16 protein-coding genes are annotated in these 24,936 nt (G+C 37.9%); 10 read left to right on the top strand and 6 right to left on the bottom strand.

The genetic code is table 11. The features are described from left to right. Window positions 1-238 precede the first annotated feature (238 nt). The 9 genes from DYH63_RS10030 (at window position 239) to DYH63_RS09985 (ending at window position 12,630) form a co-directional block, all read left to right on the top strand. Window positions 239-1,531, top strand: a complete 1,293-nt coding sequence (locus DYH63_RS10030; protein ID WP_240409094.1) for a Glu/Leu/Phe/Val family dehydrogenase — start codon at window positions 239-241, stop codon at window positions 1,529-1,531. 565 nt (window positions 1,532-2,096) lie between these two features. After that, a complete protein-coding gene (locus DYH63_RS10025) occupies window positions 2,097-3,443 on the top strand; it encodes a sigma-54-dependent transcriptional regulator (RefSeq protein WP_116788671.1) in 1,347 nt (448 codons plus the stop codon). A gap of 207 nt (window positions 3,444-3,650) precedes the next feature. Then, complete coding sequence (locus tag DYH63_RS10020) at window positions 3,651-3,932, top strand: DUF7674 family protein (RefSeq protein ID WP_116788670.1); 282 nt, start codon at window positions 3,651-3,653, stop codon at window positions 3,930-3,932. 197 nt (window positions 3,933-4,129) lie between these two features. After that, window positions 4,130-5,818 carry a potassium-transporting ATPase subunit KdpA gene (gene kdpA / locus DYH63_RS10010; protein ID WP_116788669.1) on the top strand — a complete coding sequence of 563 codons (1,689 nt, stop codon included), beginning with the start codon at window positions 4,130-4,132 and terminating at the stop codon, window positions 5,816-5,818. Window positions 5,819-5,828: 10 nt separating this feature from the next. After that, window positions 5,829-7,868 carry a potassium-transporting ATPase subunit KdpB gene (gene kdpB / locus DYH63_RS10005; RefSeq protein ID WP_116788668.1) on the top strand — a complete coding sequence of 680 codons (2,040 nt, stop codon included), beginning with the start codon at window positions 5,829-5,831 and terminating at the stop codon, window positions 7,866-7,868. Window positions 7,869-7,880: 12 nt separating this feature from the next. Next, complete coding sequence (locus DYH63_RS10000) at window positions 7,881-8,423, top strand: K(+)-transporting ATPase subunit C (protein ID WP_116788667.1); 543 nt, start codon at window positions 7,881-7,883, stop codon at window positions 8,421-8,423. 33 nt (window positions 8,424-8,456) lie between these two features. Then, entirely contained in the window at window positions 8,457-9,776 is a 1,320-nt protein-coding gene (locus DYH63_RS09995; protein WP_116788666.1) for an outer membrane beta-barrel protein, read from the top strand. Continuing rightward, the gene (locus tag DYH63_RS09990; RefSeq protein WP_116788665.1) at window positions 9,776-10,903 is read left to right on the top strand and encodes a sensor protein KdpD; all 1,128 of its coding nucleotides are present in this window, start codon (window positions 9,776-9,778) and stop codon (window positions 10,901-10,903) included. Before DYH63_RS09995 ends, DYH63_RS09990 begins: the two co-directional genes overlap by 1 nt. Window positions 10,904-10,905: 2 nt before the next feature. Beyond that, on the top strand, window positions 10,906-12,630 hold the full coding sequence (locus DYH63_RS09985; RefSeq protein ID WP_116788664.1) for an ATP-binding protein: 1,725 nt from the start codon (window positions 10,906-10,908) through the stop codon (window positions 12,628-12,630). A gap of 583 nt (window positions 12,631-13,213) precedes the next feature. On the opposite strand, the gene DYH63_RS09975 is transcribed toward DYH63_RS09985, so the two are convergent. From DYH63_RS09975 to DYH63_RS09940, 6 genes are all read right to left on the bottom strand, one after another. Further along, the gene (locus DYH63_RS09975) at window positions 13,214-13,627 is read right to left on the bottom strand and encodes a response regulator (protein WP_205528309.1); all 414 of its coding nucleotides are present in this window, start codon (window positions 13,625-13,627) and stop codon (window positions 13,214-13,216) included. Beyond that, complete coding sequence (locus tag DYH63_RS09970; RefSeq protein WP_116788661.1) at window positions 13,624-15,561, bottom strand: sensor histidine kinase; 1,938 nt, start codon at window positions 15,559-15,561, stop codon at window positions 13,624-13,626. Before DYH63_RS09970 ends, DYH63_RS09975 begins: the two co-directional genes overlap by 4 nt. 505 nt (window positions 15,562-16,066) lie before the next feature. Further along, on the bottom strand, window positions 16,067-18,508 hold the full coding sequence (locus DYH63_RS09965; protein WP_116788660.1) for a DUF4114 domain-containing protein: 2,442 nt from the start codon (window positions 18,506-18,508) through the stop codon (window positions 16,067-16,069). A 272-nt stretch (window positions 18,509-18,780) separates the two neighbouring features. Beyond that, window positions 18,781-19,794: a sensor histidine kinase gene (locus DYH63_RS09955; RefSeq protein ID WP_116788658.1), complete on the bottom strand. Its 1,014-nt coding sequence runs from the start codon at window positions 19,792-19,794 to the stop codon at window positions 18,781-18,783. Next, complete coding sequence (locus tag DYH63_RS09950; protein WP_116788657.1) at window positions 19,794-20,927, bottom strand: FIST signal transduction protein; 1,134 nt, start codon at window positions 20,925-20,927, stop codon at window positions 19,794-19,796. The genes DYH63_RS09955 and DYH63_RS09950 overlap by 1 nt, the downstream gene beginning before the upstream one ends. A 448-nt stretch (window positions 20,928-21,375) precedes the next feature. Continuing rightward, the gene (locus DYH63_RS09940; protein ID WP_240409093.1) at window positions 21,376-23,448 is read right to left on the bottom strand and encodes a tetratricopeptide repeat protein; all 2,073 of its coding nucleotides are present in this window, start codon (window positions 23,446-23,448) and stop codon (window positions 21,376-21,378) included. A gap of 156 nt (window positions 23,449-23,604) precedes the next feature. Between DYH63_RS09940 and DYH63_RS09935 the strand changes: the two genes are divergently transcribed. Beyond that, window positions 23,605-24,867 (top strand): oligosaccharide flippase family protein, encoded by a 1,263-nt coding sequence (locus DYH63_RS09935; protein WP_116788656.1) that lies wholly within the window; start codon window positions 23,605-23,607, stop codon window positions 24,865-24,867. Window positions 24,868-24,936: the final 69 nt, after the last annotated feature.

Raw genomic sequence — 24,936 nt, 5'->3', positions numbered from 1 at the left:
AAAATTCAGGTTCGGTCAAAGAAATTGATTGATTTTCATTAAATAGCCCAAACCGGGTTTAGATATAAACCAGCACAAGGAATATCAAATTGGAAATCTAATTATCAATTTGATAGGTCGGGGATTGTACCTAAAAAAAACAATGGGGTTAAGTTTCTTAAAATCAAAGATTTGTGTTTTTTAGGTTATTTCGGTATATCATTTGCCTATTAGAAATCAGTTTTAAACAAATCTAAAAATGAATACAGAAATAATAAAGCATAACCCATTTGAGAGCATGCTTGACCGTTTTAATAAAGCTGCTGATTTATTACACGTTAGCGATGTCCTACGCCAGAAATTACAAACACCGGAAAAAATTGTTAAGGTAAATTTTGATATAGAGCTGGATAACGGGCAATTGAAATCTTTTGAAGGTTTCCGTGTGGTACACTCAACTGTATTAGGCCCGTCTAAAGGTGGCATACGTTATAATACCTGTGTAAACCTTGACGAGGTTAAAGCTCTTGCGGCATGGATGACCTGGAAAACAGCCGTTAACGGTATTCCGTTTGGCGGGGCTAAAGGCGGTGTTATTTGCAACCCGCTTGATTACTCTAAAGCCGAACTGGAACGTATTACCAGGGCATATACCAGTAAGCTTGCGCATGTGTTCGGCCCCGATAAAGATGTACCTGCCCCCGATATGGGCACAGGTGCCGATGAAATGGGATGGCTGATGGACGAGTTTTCGAAGATACATGGCAAAAAAATGCCCGGTGTTGTAACCGGTAAACACCTTAAGCATGGTGGCTCTGTAGGGCGTGTAGAGGCAACAGGCCGTGGCGTAAGCATTATAACGCTGCTTGCCCTGGAGCACATGAAAATAAACCCGATGGGCGCAAAGGTAGCGATACAGGGTTTTGGTAATGTTGGCATGTATACTGCACTGTTTTTATATGAAAAAGGAATGAAGATAGTAGCAGTAAGCGATGTAAACACTGCCTTATGCAATATTTACGGGCTCAATATTCCTGAGCTTATTGTTTATTACAATGAGAATAAAAGCTTTGCAGGATACACTAAAGCAAATGTTATACAGCATGAAGAATTACTTGAATTGCCTGTAGATGTTCTTATTCCTGCTGCGATGGAAAATGCAATAACCGATGAAAATGCCGGCAACATTAAAGCAATGTTAATTGTAGAAGTAGCTAACGGTCCAGTTTCGTCTGATGCGGATATCATACTTAAATCAAACCATGTACTGGTTGTTCCTGATGTATTGGCTAATGCAGGTGGGGTAACGGTATCTTACTTTGAATGGCTGCAAAATTCCCTTAACCAAAAATGGGATGTTGCCCAGGTAAATTTCCGAATGGAACAGGTACTTCAAAAAAGTTTCCACGAAGTTTTCTCCACAGCCGAACTATACACCATTTCACCAAGGATTGCCGCTTACGTAATAGCTTTAGACAGGGTAGCAAAAAAAACTGAGGAACAGATGGGTATGGATACTGTAGCCGGATTGCAGTTAAATACTTTAAAATAAATACATCATGGTTAAAAAACTCTATACAATAGTAAAAGTATTTGCAGTAGCACTGGCCGCAATAGTAGGGTTTATAACAATGTGCACAGCCATTTTCTTTGGTATGGTGCATATCCTGCCTCAATAGATTTATTATGTGCCATGGCGCTTTCACTATTTTGTGCATTTCTGCAACTATTAAATTATCAACGTAATGAAAAGATATAAAAAGTTTCATTCGCACTTTTTTTCCATTATGGAAGAAGCGGATAAATCCTTTCAAAAGAAAAACAAGTTGATCCTCACGATACAAATAGCTACCGTGTCGATACTTACCTTACTAATGTTTCAAATGATACTAAATTAAATGGTGCCGGAGATAATCCGGCACCATTTAATTTAGTGTAGGTAGTAAACAATTTTGCCGCTGAATGATAATTAGTATCAGTAATAAAGTTGAAGTGTGTAATGAGTAAAAGCACATTACCAAAATTTTAATCGAAAAAAATCTTACTACTAAATAAATTACAGTACTTTGTACAGAATGCAGTAGCGGCATTTGTAAAATAATATAACAGGCCTCCAAATGAAAAAAATACTAATAATAGATGATGAGGAAAAACTTCGTAACCTTACTGCGCGTATTATAAGGCTGGAAGGTTTTGAAGTTGAAGAAGCCGCAGATTGTAAATCAGGACTGAAAAAAGTCGAAAAAGGGGAATTTGACGTTGTGCTATGCGATGTGAGGCTGCCGGATGGCAATGGCGTAGATCTTGTGCCTGAAATTATAGCGCGCTCCCCCGGAACCGAAGTGATATTAATTACAGCATACGGCAACATTCCTGATGGTGTACAGGCCATAAAGAATGGAGCGTTTAATTATATTGTAAAAGGCGATGAAAATAACAAAATCATACCGCTGATACATAATGCTATAGAAAAAAGCCATCTTACAAAAAAAGTTGCCCGCCTTGAGGCCCGGTTAGATACCACATTCTCTTTTGGGAAAATAATAGGTGTATCGGCAGAAATTGCAGAAGCCAGTGATCTTGCAAAGAAAGCCAGCAGTTCAGACATTACGGTGTTGCTTACAGGTGAAACGGGTACAGGTAAAGAAGTTTTTGCTAATGCCATACACCAAAACAGTAACCGAAAGTCAGAAAATTTTTTAGCTATAAATTGTTCTGCCATTAGTCATGACCTTCTTGAAAGCGAGCTTTTTGGCCATAAAGAAGGCGCTTTTACAGGTGCTTTAAGAAACAAAAAAGGGTTACTGCTGGAGGCCGACAAAGGCACGGTGTTTCTTGACGAAATAGGAGAGATGCCACTTGACTTGCAGGCGAAGCTATTGCGTGTGCTCGAAACAGGGGAGTTTTTACCGGTAGGTGATACCAAACCCCAAAAAACAAATATCCGTATCATAGCCGCTACAAACCGTAATCTTAAAGAGGAAATTGAACGCGGAAAATTCAGGATGGATCTTTATTACAGGCTATCCGTTTTTAAGATTCACCTGCCGCCTTTAAGGGATCGTGTTTCAGATATTGAATTGCTCGCCAATCATTTCCTGCAGCAATTTGCAGAAAAGAATAATAAGGCTATTAAACCAATGGCCGGTAAAATAATCCAGCTGTTACGGTATTATGACTGGCCCGGTAACATACGGGAACTGCGCAATGTTATTGAACGTAGCGTAACCCTGGAAAATACCTGCGAATTACAGATTGATAACCTGCCATCTGAAATAAAAGAACAGTTAGAGCCAGGAAACAACACAAATGTATTATCTGCATTCTCTCTGGCATCAGCCGAAAAATTGCACATACAAAAGGTGCTTAACTATACCAATGGAAACAAATCTGATGCTGCAAAGCTTTTAAAGATAGGTATTGCAACACTTTACCGTAAGGTAGATGAGTACAAGCTGCAATAGTCTTTGGTAATATTCCGGCTACTACTAAAACATTAGCCTTTTGGAAAAACCTATCATAATGAAAATGATTTTTTCATTATGATAGGTTTTTTTTTGGCACAAAGCCTGTTTTTATTTTATTGCTCTATAAATCAGTGAATTGTATTTTGTTATGTTTTGAGGTATGTATTTTGCCTAATAGAAGGAAAACAAAAAATACATTTCAAAATGAAAAATCATGTAAAGACAGTTAGTACAAAAGCTGCCCAATTTGCTGAGATAACAAAAGCCTTTATTAAGCAGGGAAATATTAACAGGGCCCGTAAGTGTCTTGAAATTGCCGAACTACTCTTTACTACCGGCAGCAACGAAACCAAAAATGCCATAGGCAACGTTTACGTATTTTCGGTTTCCACTTTTATGGAGATACGCAACTGCAGGGTAGCTAATCTTTTCCCTCCGCAGCTAAGCAAAGAATATGTTTCACAAATTAATGCCACCGGCGTTTAATCAAAGCATATGATATCTACACTCATCCTTATTGCTTCGGGCGTTGTGCTTTTTACCTTATGCTACAAAGCCATTGATTATTTTGATAAAATATAATTGTTATGACCGCATTATTTATCCTTTCGCTTTTTGTTTTCGGCTATATCTGCTACGTGCTTATAAAACCGCAGAAGTTTTAATATTTAACCAATAGTTCCATGAACACAGAAATTATCGGAATCTTCTTTATGTTTGCCCTTACGCTACTTATTGGCGTTCCGCTGGGCAGGTATATTGCAAGGGTCTACCTGGGTAATGCTACATTTTTAAATGGCATTTTTAACCCGTTTGAAAAATTATTTTACCGCATAGGCGGTATAGATCCAGACGAAGAAATGGACTGGAAGAAGCATCTTAAGGTAATGCTTTCATTCAACTTTATCTGGTTCGTATTAGGTATGGCAGTACTTATGTGCCAGGGGTGGTTACCACTAAATCCTGACCAAAACCCTAACATGAGCCCCGACCTGGCTTTTAATACTTCAATATCGTTTGTAGTAAACTGCAACCTGCAACATTACTCCGGCGAAACCGGCGTAAGCTATCTTAGCCAGCTGTTCCTTATGTTTTTACAGTTTGTTTCAGCAGCCACAGGTATGGCGGCAGCGGCAATATTGTTTAATGCACTACGCGAAAAAACGACCCAAAAATTAGGCAATTTCTATGTATACTTCATAAAATCGTGTACACGTATTTTACTGCCGCTATCAATTGTAGTAGCCCTGATTCTTGTATTTAGTGGCACGCCAATGACTTTTGATGGCAAGCAGGATATGGTTACGCTGGAAGGTAAAACCGCACAGGTATCTACCGGGCCTGCGGCGGCATTTGTAGCCATCAAACATCTGGGTACTAACGGTGGTGGTTTTTTTGGTGCTAACTCGGCACACCCGTTAGAGAACCCTAACTATTTTACAAATATGGTAGAAATGATAGCCCAGATGGTTATTCCGTTTGCCATGATATTCGCATTGGGCTTCTACCTTAAACGCAGGCGTTTATCCTATATGATATTTGGTGTAATGACCGTTGGCTTCCTGTTATTGGTTGTCCCTACAGTTATTACAGAGATGCAGGGCAACCCTGCCATCAGTCAAATGGGTATTGATACTTCGGCCGGAGCTACAGAAGGTAAAGAAACCCGCTTTGGGGCAGCAGCTTCAGGATATTGGAGTATTGCTACCACAGTTATCTCTACAGGTTCTGTCAACTCAATGCACGATAGCAGTATGCCACTTTCGGGTATGACCCAAATGCTGGGCATGATGGTCAACTGCTTTTACGGAGGTTGCGGTGTAGGCTTGCTTAACTTCTACATCTTCATAATACTTGCGGTATTTATCAGTGGGCTTATGGTGGGGCGCACGCCTGAGTTTTTAGGTAAAAAAATTGAAGCCCGCGAAATGAAGATTGCCATGATAATTGCCCTACTACACACCTTGCTTATACTGGCAGGAACGGCACTTTCTACCCATTTTGCCGAGTATGGCGCCAGCACGCTGAACAATCCCGGCTTCCATGGCTTTAGTGAGATACTATATGAGTTTACCTCATCGGCAGCCAACAATGGTAGTGGTTTTGAAGGCCTTGGCGACAGCAACCCCTGGTGGAACATCACTACCGGTGTAGTACTGTTGCTATCACGATTTTTGCCAATCATTGGGCCAATCGCCATAGCAGGTATCCTGGCATCTAGAAAACATATCCCTGAGAGCGCGGGTACCCTTAAAACAGATACGTCCACATTCGGCCTTATGGTATTTGCAGTAATTGCCATAATCGTAGCGCTGTCTTTCTTCCCTGCACTGGCGTTAGGCCCTATTGCAGAATACTTTTCACTTTCATAACTGATATAAAATGAGCGCTAAAAATAAATCACTGTTCCAAAAGGCCCTTGTAAAAGATGCCCTTAAGGAATCGTTTGTAAAGCTTAACCCTAAAACACTGGTGCACAACCCTATTATGTTTACGGTTGAAGTTGGTACCCTGGTAATGTTCTTTGTGTGTATCTGGATACTAACCGGAGAAACAGGACAAGGCACCTTTACATACAATTTTGTTGTTTTTCTAATATTGTTTTTTACGCTGCTCTTTGCCAACTTTGCCGAAGCCATAGCTGAGGCACGTGGCAAGGCGCAGGCGGATAGCCTTAGGAAAACGCGCGAGGAAACCCCGGCTAAAAAAGTAGAGCCGGTAGGGGAGATGTATGTAGACGAAGTACAAATCGTACCTTCATCATCACTCAAAAAAGGCGATGTATTTGTTTGCGAGCCGGGCGATATTATCCCTACCGATGGTGAGATAATAGAAGGCCTTGCTACGATTGACGAAAGTGCCATAACAGGCGAGAGCGCACCGGTAATTCGTGAGGCAGGTGGCGATAAAAGCTCTGTTACAGGAGGAACAAAAGTACTTTCTGATAAAATAAAAGTACAGGTTACTACTAATGCCGGCGAGAGTTTTCTTGATAAGATGATTGCACTTGTAGAAGGTGCCAGTCGCCAGAAAACCCCTAACGAAATTGCGCTTACCATACTACTGGCCGGTTTTACGCTGGTGTTTATAATAGTGTGCGTTACCCTTAAGCCTTTTGCAGATTTTGCTAATGCCCCTATTACTATAGCGGCGTTTATATCCTTGTTTGTTTGCCTTATACCTACCACTATAGGTGGACTGCTTTCGGCAATTGGCATTGCGGGTATGGACCGTGCCTTGCGCGCCAACGTAATTACAAAGTCGGGTAAGGCAGTAGAAACCGCGGGAGATATAGATGTACTGTTACTTGATAAAACAGGTACCATAACTATAGGCAACCGTAAAGCGACACACTTTCATCTTGCAAAAGGCGTTGTGGGCAGCGATTTTATTGATGCGGCAGTATTAAGCTCGCTGAGCGATGACACTCCGGAAGGTAAATCCATAATCGAACTGGCCGGTAAAGACCCTAAAAGCTATAACATAAAGCAACCTACATTCATAAAGTTTACCGCCGAAACCCGTAGCTCAGGCATCGATTTTGATGGTATCCGCATTCGTAAAGGGGCTTATGACGCTATCAAAAACCTGGTAGAAAAAGCAGGTAACCCGTTTCCTGAATCTGTTACCAAAAAAATCCATGAGGTTTCGGGTAATGGAGGCACGCCACTGGTAGTAAGCAAAAACGAACAGGTACTAGGCGTAATAGAATTACAGGACATTATAAAAACGGGTATCTCTGAACGGTTTGACCGCCTGCGCAAAATGGGTGTAAAAACGGTTATGGTTACCGGAGATAACCCGCTTACCGCTAAGTATATTGCCGAAAAGGCAGGTGTAGATGATTTTATTGCCGAAGCAAGGCCTGAAGATAAGATGAACTACATCAAGGCAGAGCAGGCCAAAGGCAAGCTTGTAGCCATGATGGGCGACGGTACTAACGATGCCCCGGCACTAGCCCAGGCAGATGTGGGTGTAGCTATGAACAGCGGAACACAGGCAGCTAAAGAGGCCGGTAACATGGTAGACCTTGATAACGACCCTACCAAGCTTATTGAAATTGTAGAGATAGGCAAGCAATTGCTAATGACACGTGGAACACTTACCACCTTTAGTATTGCTAATGATGTAGCCAAGTACTTTGCCATAATACCTGCATTGTTTATAGCAGCCATACCGGCACTACAGGGGCTTAACATTATGAACCTGCACAGCCCGGAGAGCGCCATATTATCGGCAGTGATATTTAATGCTATTGTAATTCCATTGCTGATTCCACTTGCACTAAAAGGCGTGGCCTATAAACCCATAGGCGCTTCTGCGCTACTGCGCCGCAACCTGCTCATTTATGGCCTGGGAGGTATCATAGCCCCTTTTATAGGCATCAAACTGATTGACCTTCTTGTGGCTGTATTTATTTAAAAACGATTTAAGATGAAAACAATTTTCCAGACTTTAAAAATAACGCTGCTGGGCATCATTTGCTTTTCCGGTGTATATACAATGATTGTATATGGGGCGGCACAGATAATGCCCAACCGTGGCAAGGGTAACCAGATTACAGCAAACGGTAAAACCTACTATACTAATATAGCACAGGCGTTTACTAAAGAAGAATATTTTTGGCCCCGCCCCAGCGCTGTTGATTATAACGCAGCCGGATCGGCAGGTAGTAATAAAGGCCCGTCTAATGCAGATTATCTTGCCCAGGTGCAAACCCGTATCGACTCCTTTCTAATTAAAAACCCGGGGATAGAAAAAAAAGATATCCCTGCTGAAATGGTAACCGCAAGCGGTAGCGGCCTTGACCCGCATATTTCGCCCCAAGCGGCAAAGGTACAGGTAAAACGCGTGGCAAAAGCCCGTAACCTGAGTGAGGCGATAGTACAAAAAACAGTTGATGAACATACCGAGAAGCCGCTTCTTGGGCCAGCTGTAATTAACGTGTTAGAACTTAACCTGGCACTTGACAAATAAATTAATAACTAACAAATTTTAATACACCAGAACATGAGAACGCTAAGCACTTTAGCATTAACCCTTACTGCGGCACTTGGCCTGCAGGCGCAAATTGATTCTACAGCAACAAAAAAAATCCCTTTTGAAGGTATGGACCTGAGCTGGATAAACGGCCAGAACAGGCAGACCAATTTTCCGCTACAGTTACAGGACAAAGACGGAGAAACTATTATAACCGGGGTGGCATATGTAGATGCGTACTACAATTACGATTTCCACAAACCAAAAGACAATACCCATACCATCTCTTCGGCTATAGGGCGCAGTAATGAGTTTACCATCAACATGGCAAGTATTGGTTTGGAAACCAACTACAAAAACATCATTGGCCGTTTATGGCTGCAATATGGCCAAATGGCCTCTATTGTACAGGATCTTGACGGTACTGTGGGTCATGGACGCAATACCAGTGTTAACAACCTTAAATATATACGTGAGGCAGCAGCCGGTTACCATTTTGATGTGGCCTATGGCCTTAATGTTGAAATGGGTATTTTCATGAGCTACATAGGCCTTGAAAGTTATGTATTGGGCGAAAACTGGAATTACCAGCGTAGCAGTGTATGTGATTTTACACCATTCTACTTTCAGGGAGCCAGGGCGCAGTTTTATCCTTCAAAAAAATTCAAGCAGGAAATCTGGTTACTTAACGGGTGGCAAACATATAACGGCTGGAACCAGGGTCTTGGTATTGGTTCATCGAGCTACTACCGCCCTAATGAAGACCTGCAGCTTGTGGCTAACTTTTACCTTAACGGGCAGGATACTCGTAACAACAAAGATGCAAAACGTTTCCACCATGACAATAGTGTTGTAGCGCGTTATTTTAAAGACAAAGAAAGTACAGGTATTTCTCAGGCTGCCTTTAGTTTAAACACGCACTACGGCTTCCAGAGCGGAGGTGGGTTAAAGGCAAAAGACAATCACTTTATAGGGACATCATTAGCAAACCGTGTGTGGTTCAATAAAAATAAGATGGCAATAACACTCCGTGGAGATGTACTTACAAATCCGGGTACTTATCTTGCCTTTTCACCATCACCTGTAGCCGATAATGATTTTAATGATGCACTGGCAGAGGGTAAAGACCTGAAAATGTTCCAGGGAACGGCTACATTTGATGTTATGCCAAATGACTTTGTTACCTTTAGGCTTGAATACGGCTACAGGAGTAGTAATATGCCTTATTTTGCCGGACCAGGAGGTACCACAAGCCCTGATGGTTGGGTAGATACTCCTACCAATGGCTGGAGGCCTGATCTTAAAAAATCAGAGAACAGGATAACACTTGCAGTTAACTTTAGGTTATAGTGGATACAGAAAAGGAAAATAATGTAAGGCATTTTCTCGACCTGATACAAAAATCAAGGCGGGGCAAGTTTAAAGTCTACATCGGCATGAGTGCCGGTGTAGGCAAAACTTTTCGCATGCTACAGGAAGCGCACAGCTTACTGCGCAACGGTATAGATGTAAAAATTGGCTATATTGAAACCCACAACAGAAAAGAAACCCACGATCTTTTAGATGGCTTGCCGGTAATACCGCGCAGGTCTATTTTTTATAAAGGCAAGTACCTTGAAGAACTGGATGTGCAGGCCATTATTAACCTGCGCCCCGAGGTGGTTATTGTTGATGAACTTGCCCATACCAATATTGAAGGCAGCAAGAACGAAAAACGCTGGCAGGATGTAATGGAAATACTGGAAGCGGGCATAAATGTAATCAGCGCCCTGAATATACAACATATTGAAAGCCTTAATGAAGATGTGTACGAAATAACCGGTATAGAAGTTAAAGAGCGTGTACCCGATAGTGCGCTAAAAGCTGCTGATGAAGTGGTTAATATAGACCTTACGGCAGATGAACTGATTACCCGACTAAAAGAAGGCAAAATCTACACTGCTGACAAAATATCTAATGCACTAAGTAACTTTTTCAAGGCAGAGCATATATTGCAACTGCGTGAGCTGGCCCTTAAGGAAGTAGCCAGCCAGGTAGAGCGAAAGGTAGAGAGTGAAGTTACAGGTCTCAAAAATTTTAAACAAGAGCGTTTTATGGCGTGTATAAGCAGCAATCATGTAACAGCTAAAACCGTTATACGTAAAACGGCAAGGCTGGCTAATTACTACCATAGTAAATGGTTTTTGCTGTATGTGGAAACACCTGCCGAAGAACCGGACAGGATTGCCCTTGACAAGCAACGTCATCTTATAAACAATTTTAAACTGGCTACCGAACTGGGTGCCGAAATTATTAAAGTACAGCACTCCCGGGTAGCGACTGCCATAACAAAACAGGCAGAAGAAAGAAAAATTACCACAATATGTATTGGCAAGCCGCATCTTACCTTGTTTAAGGTAATTTTGTCTACTAATATATTTAATGCCCTGCTCACTAAACTCTCATCAAGCGATACAGATTTAATTATCTTAAGTTAATCATGAAAATAAAAACAAAGCTAATCATAGCTCTTACCATACTTTTTTTCCTTACATTAATACTGTCGGCATTCTCGGTTCGGCAGGTAAATTTGCTTGCAGATGACACTGAAAATATCCTGACAGCCAATTACCAGTCTCTTGAATATTCCAGAAACATGTACAAGCTACTTGATAATGTAGCTGGTGAGAATAAAGCACTGGAAAAATTTCAGGAAACCCTGGACCTGCAAAGAAACAACATTACCGAAGTGGGCGAAAAAGAACTTACTACAGATTTGCAGGAAGATTTTGACGAACTGGTTAAGGATAGTAATAATACTGTGTTACTGGCAAAAGTGCGGACGGACATCAACAGCATCATGAAGTTGAACATGGATGCCATAAAACGTAAGAGCAATGTAGCAGAAAAAACAGCGAAGAATTCTGTATTATGGATTTCAATAACAAGCTCATTTTGCCTTATTATCGGTTTTACTTTGCTTGTAAACCTCCCCGGTTATATTGCTAACCCTATACGCGACCTTACAGAAAGCATAGGCCAGATTGCCGCTAAAAACTATGGGCAACGCCTGCATTTTAAAGGGCATAATGAGTTCACTGCGCTTGCGAAATCCTTTAATTCCATGGCTGAAAAATTACAGGAATACAGTGTTAGTAACCTTGCAAAAATAACCATGGAAAAAATGCGTGTGGAAACCCTCATCAACAACCTGCACGATCCTGTAATAGGACTGGACGAAAAAGACCATGTGTTGTTTATTAATGAACAGGCATTAAGAACCTCCGGTTTAAAAAAAGAGAATGTAATTGGGAAGCCTGCGAGCGATATTGCACTGCATAACGACCTTATGCGTTCTTTAATGCAACACCGCACCGCAGAGCAGCCCAAGCGGCCGGAACCTTTAAAAATCTTTGCCGACAACAAGGAAAGTTATTTTGAAAAGCAACTCGTACCCATTAGTATTCTGCCTACGGGAGAAACAGAATCTAAAGAAATTGGTGCTTTTATAATTTTGCGCAATATAACAGCTTACAAAGAGCTTGATTTTGCCAAGACTAATTTCATCGCAATGGTCTCGCATGAGTTTAAGACACCTATTGCAAGCATGAAACTAAGCCTGCAACTTTTAGAAAACGAACAGACCGGAATATTAAATGAAGAACAAAAGAACCTGGTTGGAAGTATTAAAGAAGATACTACCCGTTTATTGCGCACAACAGGCGAGCTGTTAAATATTACGCAGGTAGAAATTGGTAAAACAAGCATACGTTCAGAATCTTGTGATGTAGAATCTATTGTAAAAGATGCGATGGAAGCCAACAGGACCGAATCAGCAGCGAAGAACATTAAGGTTATTACAGCAATTGAAAATGGTTTCCCTGATATAATAGCTGATAAAGAGAAAACTACCTGGATAATTTCTAATCTCATTTCTAACGCGCTGCGTTATTCTTATGAAAACGGACAGGTAAAAATTTCAGCGGAAAAATTGAAAAATGAAGTACTGATAAAGGTAAAAGACAATGGTATTGGGATTGATGATAACTATATAAGCAAAATATTTGATAAGTACTTCAGGGTACCCGGGAGCCAGAAAGAAGGTACAGGATTAGGCCTGGCAATCAGTAAGGAATTTATGGAAGCTCAGGGCGGCACTATAACGGTAAAAAGTACAATGGGTGAGGGTAGTATATTTACACTTTCATTCAGGAGGGCTTTCTGAGTCAAATAATATTTAATCCGCTTTGTTACTTATTATTGCCACTAAAATGGTCTTTTTATTATAATGGGCAAATTGATATTTTGTCTCGTCCTAAAAAAGTTGACTAATAAATGTCAGCCATATGAAAAAAACAGAGGTAATGGTTATCATCCCTGCGATAAAGTACAGAGAGTCGTTTAAAATAGGCATTACCATTTTGGTCACTCTTCTTTTTTCAAGATGTAAACTGTATTTACAGGTTTATAAATCAGTATTTTAATGCTATTTGTGATACAAAATCGATGCAGTTTTTTTCGAATGAAAACCGCACTGAATTTGAACCGGAGATTTTGGGCGTTTTTGTAAAATTTCGTTTTGCAGGGAAACACAAGGGAAATAAAAATTTAAAATCCGTTAAAACAATTGATAATCAATGCTTAACGGATTTTAAAAGTGGAGTGAGTGGGATTTCTATCGAACACTTGATACCTGTTTTGACGTTTCTTAATAACTTATAGTAATTTGTTTTTATTAATAATATTGTAACACTGCCATAACTATTCATGAAAAGTTGGAAGTTTAAAAGCTGAGTTCTTCAAAATTTTTAGATGTCACTGTAATATTTTTCAAAGACTTTGTCGAGTATTTCTTTATCTAATGGCTTGGTTTTAAACCCGGAAAGAATATTGTGCTTTTTTGCCATCTCAATATCATCCGGATTTTTTGAAGTTGTAAGCATTATTACAATTAACCTACATTGTAAATTTTTATCCAGATTTTTATATTCTTCAAGGAACTCCCAACCGTTCATTCCAGGCATATTTATATCTAAAAATATAATGTCAGGATGATTATCTTGATCACAGTCTTTATTGCGTAAATAATCGAGCCCTTCTTCTGCTGATTCTTTAGTTATTACTTTAATTGCAGGGTTATATTTTTTTATCACTCTTTCATGAAAAAAGTTATCTACCTTGTTGTCATCAACAAGCATAATACAATCAAGTTTTTGTTTCATAATGCTAAATTTGATATTGTAAATTTAAAAGTGCTTCCATATCCGGGTATAGATTCTACCCATATTTTACCTCCATGCATTTCGGCAATTTTTCGGCAATTGGCTAACCCTATACCGTGGCCTTCATATTGATCTTGTTTGACTAACCTCTGAAATATGTGAAAAATTCGTTCGTAATGTTTAGGGTTAATTCCAATCCCGTTGTCTTTCACGTAGAATTCATAAAAACGCTCCTTTTTTATCGCTCCTATGGTTATTTCAGGCGGTGCGTCAACACGTCGAAATTTTACAGCATTGTTTATAAGATTTTGAAATAGTTGCCTTAACTCAGTTTGGTAAACATTAATGGTAGGCAATGTTCCATCTATTTTTATTACAGCCTGTGCATCATGTATTAAGGTGCCAAGGTCTTCAATAACATTTTGGACAATTCCGTTACAATTTTCGATACTAAGTAGTTTATCGCGCCCTAACCTGCCAAAATCTAATATGGAATGAACCAATAGTGACATTCGCGATACTGCATTGTCCATGGTTTTCAGATGTAATTTTAATTCGTCACATAACTCGTTGCCATAATCTTCTTCGATAAGCGTCACATAGTTTGAGAGCGTACGTAAAGGTTCTTGCAGGTCATGTGAGGCTATATAATTAAACTCCTCCATTTCCTTATTTTTCATCTGTAGTTCAATCATTTGATTAGTAATTATATTCTCATTCTTTTTCCGTTCAGTTATATCTATTATTGAAGCTAAAACCATTGCGCCTCCTTCTGTCGTAATAGGATTAAGATCAATTTCTACAGGAAACTTCGTGCCATCACTGCGTACTGCATACAAATCACGGCTAGCTCCAAAATAACTTGATTCAGGCTTTAAATTGTAGTAATCCATGTTTTTGTAATAATGAGGCGAAACGCTGTCCGGGACAAGCATATCTATACTTTTTCTAATAAAAAGTTCACGGTCATAACCAAACATTTTTTCTGCCTGCTTATTTATCATCACAATATTACCTTTTGTATCAAATTTAATAAGGGCATTTGGAGCCGACTCAACAACCAGCCTAAAATTTTCTTGAGCCATGCGCTTTTTAGTCTCCTTTCTGTTCAGCATAACTGTTGTTTCACATATAATGAAAAGGTTTACTATAATTGCAGCTATTGCAAACGTTGCCATATGAAATTCTATAGTTACTAAATTATATTTATGCCCAAGGTATTGTAAGAGGATAATTATAAATGTAGCACTAAACATTTGTAAAAATAAACGGCGGGCCATGACGTTGCCTACTTGCTCTCCTGTAAAGATACCTGCTAAACCTAAATGAGGATTTATTAATGAAGTGCTGACTGACAACAGAAAAAACGCTACTGAAGTGTGTACGGCCATTGAGGTCATAAAATTTAAAGTATAAAAATCCGGTGCATGAAATATGTAACCTATTGTGGCTATAACTGACATTAAGGTTACAAAATGCAGGGCATATTGCATATAAAGAAGTTTTTTTTTGGCTTTTATAAATATGGAGCTTAAAGTCATTATAATGAAAAGTATGGAAGTTATAGGCGACATACGGCCGGGAAAAGCTTCGTTAGCCTCTATGGCGTTATTGTCTGCTATAATTAATTGATCTATCCCGAAATCTAAATCAAATAATTCCTGCGAATATGACGTAGCCGCTATAATAAGTACCGAAACATTTAATATGGAGCTTAGAAATGTTAGTTGTTTAGCGTTACTTTCAATCAGGATTGAAATGCTTAAAAAAATAAAACATAAAGCCGTATTAAATTTCATCGAAATATAACCGGGTATTATGCTTTTTAAAACCTCTATATTATTAAACCATCCATAGATAACTAAGTAGGATATTAAAAATACAGTAAAGAGTAAAGTATTTTGCAAGAAGCGTATTTTAGTTGTTGCATACATAATTTTTATAATTAGAACTTCCAAATGTTATTCACAGATTACAATGCTACAGCTTAGTTAGGCACAATATAATTTTGGCAATGCATGTGGTGTTTTACTCTGTAATTAGATATGTGCATATTAAATAAACAATAAAGATTTTTATGTAATGAAAATATTATTGAAAGAGAGGTTGGAAACTTGCCGCGTTTTTTCGTAATCCTATAAATATGTGTTATATAAAATTAATTCTTGCTATAATATAATTTAAGTTTGTATAAATTTTAAGCATATCTCCCTTGTTAACACCGTATAATGTAAACACATACAGAAGGACTTTTCTACGTGGACTAAGATTTTTTGAATTATAAATGAATTAAAACCACCTAATCCAATTTGTATATAATAGCAACCTCAGGGAACTACTAATGCCACAATGTTACAACCATCTTTAGGTTAGGTAGTGTCTTTTATGGCAATAGCAACAAGCCTTGCACAGTTTCTAATGATTGTAAAACGCCTTTTGTTACTTAACAATACATTTAGATTGATATACTTTATTATCATTAGTAACGGCTCTTATTATGTAGGTACCGGATGGAAGGTTTAGGTTATCAAGTTTTACTTCAATACCATTTTCGGATTTTAGTTCTCTACTAACAAGCTCTCTTCCCGTAAGGTCTAATACCTGTACACTAATTTTATCCGAAGGTGCTGGTAATAAAAGTGTAGTAGTGCTGTTAAACGGATTTGGATAGTTATAAAATTTACCGGAAGAGGTAGCTTTTACGTCTTTAACGCCTAAACTATAATTGTCTAGTTTCATGTTAGATAAATTAATGCTAAATGGCTCAAAAGTGCTATAGTTACCAATAACTGAGAATACAAAACCTTTTATAAGCTGGCCATTAAATGTCTCACCGTTAGCACTTACAAAATCATTAAGCAATATACTTTTTGCACCCATGCTTTGCTGTGCGGGCAGTTCAAATTTAAGACGGCTAGTCCAGTCTGTAAGACCTTCTGTTACCATCACCACTTCTACAGCATGGCTGCTTACAAGGTCAAAGTTAAGTGCTTCATATACTGTTGCATCAAGTGCAAGTTCACCAGGTAGCAGGTTCCTAAAAAGGTTTACAGTGCCTTTTACCTCTCCTGTAAGTGCCGCATTTCTTTCTATAGGGTATATGCCGTTTACTGATGCCTGAGGGGTATATGCTTCTATATTGAAATTATTTATGGTTGTTTCATCTGTATTATAATCTACTCCCCATGGGCCATCTGCAAGGTAAAGGCCGTCTTCTCTTGGAGAGTTGTCAGCTACTATTGAGAATCCAATATCGAATATACCGTTTGTATCTACAGTTAAGTTTTGGTTGTAATTTCCATCAAGACTTACTGTTTCTGTAAGGATTTCTGTTTGGCTTAATTCTGTTTGCTTTCTATTGCCGTTAAAGTTTAGTATTGTAGACGATGATTTATTAATAATTTCGAGCGAAAGTTGACCATTTTTATAAAAACCTTTTTTTACAAATACAGATGGTATCCTGTTTTCAATAACATCACTTGTTACAATGGCTTCCTGGTCTAATTGGTCTAGGATAAAATTAACAATACTGCTTACCTGTCCCATTGTGCTACCCCATACTTGAAAGTTTAGGTAATCTCCTGCAGGGTACTGGGCTATGTTCCAGTAGCTGCGTAGCAAGTTAGTAGTTTGTGTTTGCTCTACACTAAAGGTTAGCGCATATTCTGTAACACCACTAGCTCTTCTAAGTTTTACCATAATAATTTCGTGGCCTTGTAATGTTATTGTACGTATATCTTCTAAGGAAGAACCATTAAGCCTGTCACATATCATTTTGCTATGGTCATAAACACTACCTGTTGTGGCGGTTACAAGCCCCGCAGCAACACGATCTGTACCTTGGTAATAATCGACAGAAAATATCTGATCAGCATTCGTAATCCCGATAAGATCTTCAGGACTTGATTCAAAAGCTGTTTCTGTACTATACATACCTGTTACAGGGAAAAAAGATTGTAAATTAGCACTATTAGTATTTGCATTTCTTTGAAAACTTGATGCAATGGGTGCAAATGAGGATTGAGATTCTTTTTTATTTAAAAAAGTGTTGTTTTTAATGCGTTTAAAATTTCTACGTGCAACTAAATTAGCAAGGCTACCATTACTCTCAAGACCGCCATCATTTCCAGAAGACACTGGTGCCGCATCTGCAATATCTGCCGTGTTATAGGTTCTTAAAGCAGAGTATGGATTTGCTGTAACATAAAATATTGCGTCATTAAAATCATTGTCGCATGAAGCAAGATCTCGTTTTACATCCTCAAAACCCAATATTAGCCTTTGGTTATCAGGATCATTAAGCAGTACATTATGGTGCCTTAAAGTAACATCGGCTTCAGGGTTAAAATTAGGATTTGAAAAAAGCTTCCAGGCTCCTGCTCCCACAGTGGTGCCGTTCCAGGCGTTTGCTAAAAGCACCCAACCTATACCTGTATTGGGCGGAAATGTTCCTATTTTTACTTTACTGCCCGAGGCCAGGTTACCACCACTGTTTGGTAAAGATGCATTAGGAAAAATAATTGTGATAGCAGCATTTGCGGGAATGGTTGTGGGCGGATTACTAAGATCGTAGGTATAAAATCCCAGTACGTTTTTATATCCAGCGCCTTCGGTTACAAAAGTTACCCACACCTCTGCTGTAGACATTACTTGCAAATCAGTATCATAACCAGCGGTAATATATTGTGGGTTATAAACAGGCACCGGATGGTTTTCTGGCAGCGCGTTGTTTATAAGTGTCATTGTAGTGCTGCTAATTATATCTGGTGTTTCCATCATTGTAGGTACACCGCTTGAGTCATAAGGGCTTAAAAACTGATATCCTTGAGCATAAGAAGACATTCCGTATACCATTGTGAGTAAGAGTAATAAACGTTTCATGATTTTTTAATTTACTTATTTGTTGAACCGAAATTAGCAATTAGTAAAAGATAACATTTATATTTTCGTTGGTTTATAAATATGCTTAGGTTATGTGCAAAGATGTGTCGATGAGTGGTTTATTCAAATATAGAAGAATTTTAGTATGCAAAATGCCTATTTGTAAGCCAATGATTAAATTTAGTGTAACTAGATTCATTAAATTAAAGAAGTCAGCGGAATTGTTAAAAAACAATTCCGCTGACTTCTTTGCTATCCGGGCTGTATCTTAATTATTTTAATATTGTAAAGAAAAAAGTTGTTCCAATATTTTCTTTACTTTCCAGCCATATACGACCACCATATTGTAATATGATTTTTTTTACAATGGAGAGTCCAATACCTGAAGACTGGTCATTATTTTCGAGTTTGGTAAAAATATTAAATATCTTTTGAAAATAAGCTTCAGGAATACCTTTACCATTATCTTTTATATAAAATTCTATTTCTGTATCTTTTTCGACACTTCCAATTTCTATTATTCCCACCTCCTTATCGTTATATTTTACTGCATTTTCAATTATATTTTGAAACAACTGTTTAAAGCGAAAAACATTTCCATTAACCGTAGGTAAATAGTTATTAATTTTTATTTGAAAAGATTTTTGTAAAACCAGCGTGCTTTTTATCTCTTCTACTACATAGTTTAGATCCACATTATTTTCATCCGTTTCCCTATCGTCTATAGATGAATAATCTAAAATACCTTTTATAAGTAAATCCATCTTTTCCACATTAAATAATATGAGATTTAAGGACTGCTTATTATCTTCGCTCAATAAGGATTCATTATCTTCTATATACCAACTAATTAGAGCATTTATACTCCTTAGTGGAGCTTTGAGATCGTGAGAAACTACATGTGCATATTCATTTAATGCCTGATTTTGTAACTCAAGTGTTTGTACTAATTTTTCTTGTTGCTGATTAATCTTTATAATTTCTTCAGATTGTTTTTTTAAAAGGTCTACATGGCTAAAGTTTAAGTTACTATCTTTACTACCATCACTTTTAATCTCTTTTAAGATACCCTCAAGGTTACTATTTATTTCTTTAAGGCTTTCTGCTTCAACTCTTAATTTTTGGTTAGCTTCAAAAAGTTCGTCAGAACTAATTTTCATAGCCCTTTGCAGCATATTAATATTATCGTCATATGCATAATAAGTGTCGCTAATGTACTTAAACAAAGTACTAAAATCGTCATTCCGTAAATACTTTCTTATTTGTCTCTGAAGTAGTGAGTTCATTATTCGCTAATTAACGTTAGGGTCATAGTTTGATTATGCAACTCGCAATTAGAACTGCCCAAAAATGGTGCTATTTCTCCATATGAATAGAATCCAGCCATGGGAATTTCTTCACCTATAATTTCGCCTACCTGCTCTATTTCTTCTTCGGCACGCTGCCCCATAACCAATTTACGGCCTATACAACTTATTACTAATGCAAGCTCCGGTTTCTGTTTCCTGCCTTCCATTGCATGTTTTGCAGCGATGGCTGCGCCGTGAGCAATTCCTTGCGGTGATACCATCATTAGCTGCGCGAGAGAACCCTGTGGTACATCACCAGCAAATGTCATAGAATCGCTATTAGTATCGATAGATAATATTGTGCGTACAACAGGTTCACTTTTTCCCGGAACGAGGATGTTTAACGGATACAAAAGGGTAGATTCAGCAATATTATCAGCTTTGTCTCCAAGATATTTTTTGTACAGCTTAAGGGCGGGCTGACCATCTATTTCATAAAGTATATTGCCCTTGGATTTTGTTATAAGCCTTTCTGGACCAAAAGGCTGCCATCCACCGTAACTGGCAGAGCTAATTTCTAAAGATTCACCATAAAAACCTATCAATACAATTTCGCCTTCCATGGGTTTCTCGTTGTATGACGCAATGGTTCTCTCAAAACGTGAATCGTCTCCACACAATGCGCCTGTAACACTGGTATTATGATCAATAACCTCTTCAATACTATTTATGAGTAACGTTCCGTTTACAAAACTTCCTTCAGATAATACAAATAAATGTTTTAAATTTTCTTGAGGCATTTGCGATGTTAAGGCTTCTGCAACCCGCTTGGTGTCTTTATCGTATTTAAAAATATTCTCTTTCTTTATTACAAAAAAACTTTTTTCAAATTCAATTGCGATAACAGTAACTGAATCATTAAGTACTGAGGTATTAAATATTTCTCCTGCAGTAGAACCATATACAATATGCTCGTAAGGAAATTCATCCGTTATACTGCCCAGTATATTTTCATCTTCAAGTAATATTCTATTTGCAAATACAAATACTATAGGATTTTTAAGTGCAACTTTTTCCTTAAAATATTGCCAATCAGTATTTTTTGTCTTAAAAGCTTGTATGATTTTCATATTTTTTGCTTTGATAGTTGTATTGTCTATTTGAAAAATTGAAATAAAAAGGGAACAGGAAATAAGATCTGAAATAATTATAATTTAATACTATAATTCCAGTAGTTCAAAACACTTTTTACACTTTTGTTGTAATCTTCATGCTTAAGAGGTTTTACAAGGTAACCGGCAACACCTGATTTGTATTATTTTGAGATTGTTCTAACATTGTTGTCTGTAGATCATTTGCTTCGGCAATAAATTAGTCTATATTCATAGATTTTAAAACTCGGTTAAACTTCATTACTTCTACATCATCATTCTCTATAAGTAATATGTTAAGAGATCTTGTCATGATAATATTTTTATACTAAATCAAATTTAACAATACAAAACAACAGCTTACAACGTTTTCGTTAGATATTTGTTTTCCGTAGGCAAGGAGCATAATAATTTCGATGAACAGAAGTTAACTGCCTGTTTTAAAAAACAATGGTTTAGAAGTAAGATACCATTTAAATCTGATTCCAAATTCAGTATAAGTAAAACCGGCGGCTGTAGCCGATGCTATATTACTATGCAGTCCATATAAGTTTGCAATAAGTCGGTCGCTAAATTTATAACCTATTTTACCCTGTAATCTGTAGGTACCTTGTTTACTATTGTTTTCTATCCACTGATAACCTGCTGCTGCGGTAAGACCAAAATAGATATTTTCCGCCTCGGCTACCTGTTCATCTTTTATAAAATCGGTAAATACCTCAACTACATTAAATCGTGCCGGGCTAAAATAGGTTTCCGGCACCTGATATTTAAAAGATATGTATTGGTAATTAATACCAAACTTTAAAACCGGATCTGACATAAAGCTGTAATATAATGATGTAAACAACAAATTACGTTTATTGCCATCTGATTGTGAAGTGTAAAAATACTGTGTAAACCATCCTAACTTTATATTTGTGCCCATATTATAATTTAGGTAAAGATTATCGGCAGTAATTTCGCTGTTAACTAAATCAGCGTTAAAGTTTTGTACATCGCGTTTGTAACCCGCCTCAAGATCCTGAAGTTTAAACGGTTTGGCTTTTATAAAAACGTCTACAAGTGCCTGAGAATAGTTATTTGCATAAGAGCTTGCAGATGATGTTCCTACAGATACGTTAGCACTTACCTTAGGTGCAAACTGGTATTGAGCAGCAATTTTGAAATCGTTAGTTTCTGCGCTGCGATTTGTAAAAGTATTTTCTGTTTTACGGTATTGATAAAAAGCAGAGAATGCCCACTTAAAACTAACCGGGAAATGCAGTGTCGTAGCAGTAAGGTTTGCGCGGTTATTACCATTATCTAGCGAATGGCCTATCTTTTCTTCTACATATGGAGCATAAGCCTGGCTAAGCTTAACTAAAAAACCAGTTGCATCTTTTTGGTTTTCAAAAATGGTGAGCGTTTTATTAACAGCGTTGTAAGCATTATAGGGATCTCCCTTAGCAAAATAAGCGTTTGCAATACCCAGGTTACCATCAAAAGATAAAGAATCGTTTACCAGTATGTTTTGGTAGTCGCTTATACTTTGATTAAAATTACTTTTGTACATGCCCAGAGTTGCAGATAATGCCAGCACACGATTTTCATTAGGATATTTTTCCGTCTCAATAACTATTTCCTTTTCTGCCTCACTATATCTTTTATTCCATATAAGTGCTTGTATATATCGCTCACGGCTCAGATTTATAAGCTTTTCGTTATGTAAGTTATCGGCCTTTTTAAGGGCTAATACTGCCCAGCTTAAAGCTTTTTTATCTTTTTTACAAGTATGTAAAGCAAGAGCAATTCCATTTAAAGCTGTAATACTATCCTCGGGAGTAGTAGCAAGTTCTCTATATGTTTGCTCGGCATTTGCCCCTTGTTTAGTCATTAAGTAAATATTAGCCTTATTCATCAGGGTATCTTTATCTCCCGGAAAATCTATAAGGTTGTCGTTAAGCATTCCAAGAGCACCATCATAGTCGCGTTTCTGTACCAGCTTTGCAGCATAGCCAAGCCTTACATACTTGCGCGATACAAGGGCGTTATCATTACCTGGCGACACTGCCAGTGCACGGTTTACATAATCAAGCGCTTCAGGATATTCTTTAAGGTTGCTCAGCGTATTAGCATAGCCCAGTAACGCTGGAAAACTATCCGGATGATCTGCCGCAAGGCGCCCATAATATTCTTTCCCATCGGCATATCGTTTGTTCCATAATAAAGACTCTGCGTAGTTTAGCTCCAGTTCAAAATCTCCGGGATATTGCTTTAGCATTTTATCAAAAAGTTGCGTGGCCTCATCAGGATTACCATTAAGGCCCATGGCGCGGCCATAACACAAGTTTGCTGTTTTGTTATCAGGATATGTTTTTAAAACTTCTTTGAAAAATACTTCAGCTTTGGCGAATTCACCTTTCTCCAGATAAGTAAATCCCTCCTGCATATCCTGGGAAAAACAGATAACGGTAAAAAAGCTTATAATTAATGTGAATAGTGTTTTAGATTGGCTCATGATTAGTTGAATTTGCATGACTGCAAGTTAAGGATTATGCGGTGATATTTCATCTAAAGAAAACGTCTGTTCATCGAAGAGAATTGTTCTTTGGTAAATATTTATAAGATATTTGCCTGATACAATTACAATTACCAATAATAAAAATACAAAACAATGAAATCAATTATTGCAACCATGGCGCAAAATAAAGCACTAACGAAAGAAAAGGTATTTATGCTCTCTACACTTATTGTAAATGCGGGCAACTATATATACAATCTTTTGCTTGGTCGTATACTGGGGCCGGAGGCCTTTGCCGACGCGGCAGTGCTTATAACATTATTACTCATACTATCTTTTGTAGGCATGACGTTTCAAATTGTAACCGCTAAATATACCGTATTGCTTGAGGGGCCAGACAGTAAAATATTTATTCAGCAATTCTTTAAAATTGCCATGCTTCTGGGTTCGGCCTTGGCAGGTGGAGTAATTTTGTTAAGCCATACATTAAAGGATGTATTACACACACAGTCCCAACAAATGTTTATTATATTCGGCGCAGGGTTGCCCCTTTACTTTTTAATAAGCCTTAATCGTGGTATACTACAAGGCCGCGAAGACTTAAAAAAATTAGCTACTACCTATCAGGCCGAAATGTTTTCCCGGCTTATTTTTACCCTGGCAGTTGTTTTGTCTTTTACAAATATTGATAGTAGTATAGTTGTAGCGGGTGGTATTTTAATTTCGCTGATAGCTGGATTATACCCCTTTCAAAAACATATAATAACAAAAGGTATTTCGCTAAAAGAGCATCATTTTGATATGAAGCCAATTTTAGCATTTTTTGCACTTACCGCTTTTTATGAATTTACTCAAATTATTATAAACAATAGCGACATACTACTGGTAAAGCATTACTTCCCGGCACGCGATGCGGGCCTGTATGCCTCTTTAGCACTAATTGGGCGCGTAGTATATTTTGTAGCATGGATGTTTGTAATGATGCTATTGCCTAAAGTAATACGGCTTAAAAAAGAAGGTATGGATACCCAGCCTATATTATTAAAATATGTGGGGTACATAGCGTGTCTGTCCGCCGCCATTATACTTGGTTCTCTTTTGTTTCCTACACTTGCGGTAAACATATTATTTGGCAGCGAGTATATCTCTGTAGCATCATTACTATGGCTCTATGCTCTGGCTACATCAGTATTTGCTATAGCTAATATATTTGCCTACTATTTTCTTTCGCTTGGCCATTATGTACCCGTTATTATCTCTGGCTTACTTGGTTTTACACAAATAGTGCTTATAGTTATGTATCACAACTCATTACATCAGGTTGTTGTAATGCAGGTAATAGCAATGGCTATCTTGTTATTCTTTCAGCTTGGATATTTCTTTTATCAAAACAAAAAGATCGTTCGTCGAAACTAACTGGGCAGCTTATCGAAAAATCATCACGCTATGAGGTAGTTACAAATACCTTTGATCTAAGAATTTAAA

Source organism: Flavobacterium psychrotrophum, assembly GCF_003403075.1.
GTDB classification, from domain to species: Bacteria; Bacteroidota; Bacteroidia; order Flavobacteriales; family Flavobacteriaceae; genus Flavobacterium; species Flavobacterium psychrotrophum.
The sequence above is the reverse complement of the archived record's forward strand: the minus strand, read 5'-3'. Positions and strand labels throughout refer to the sequence as shown.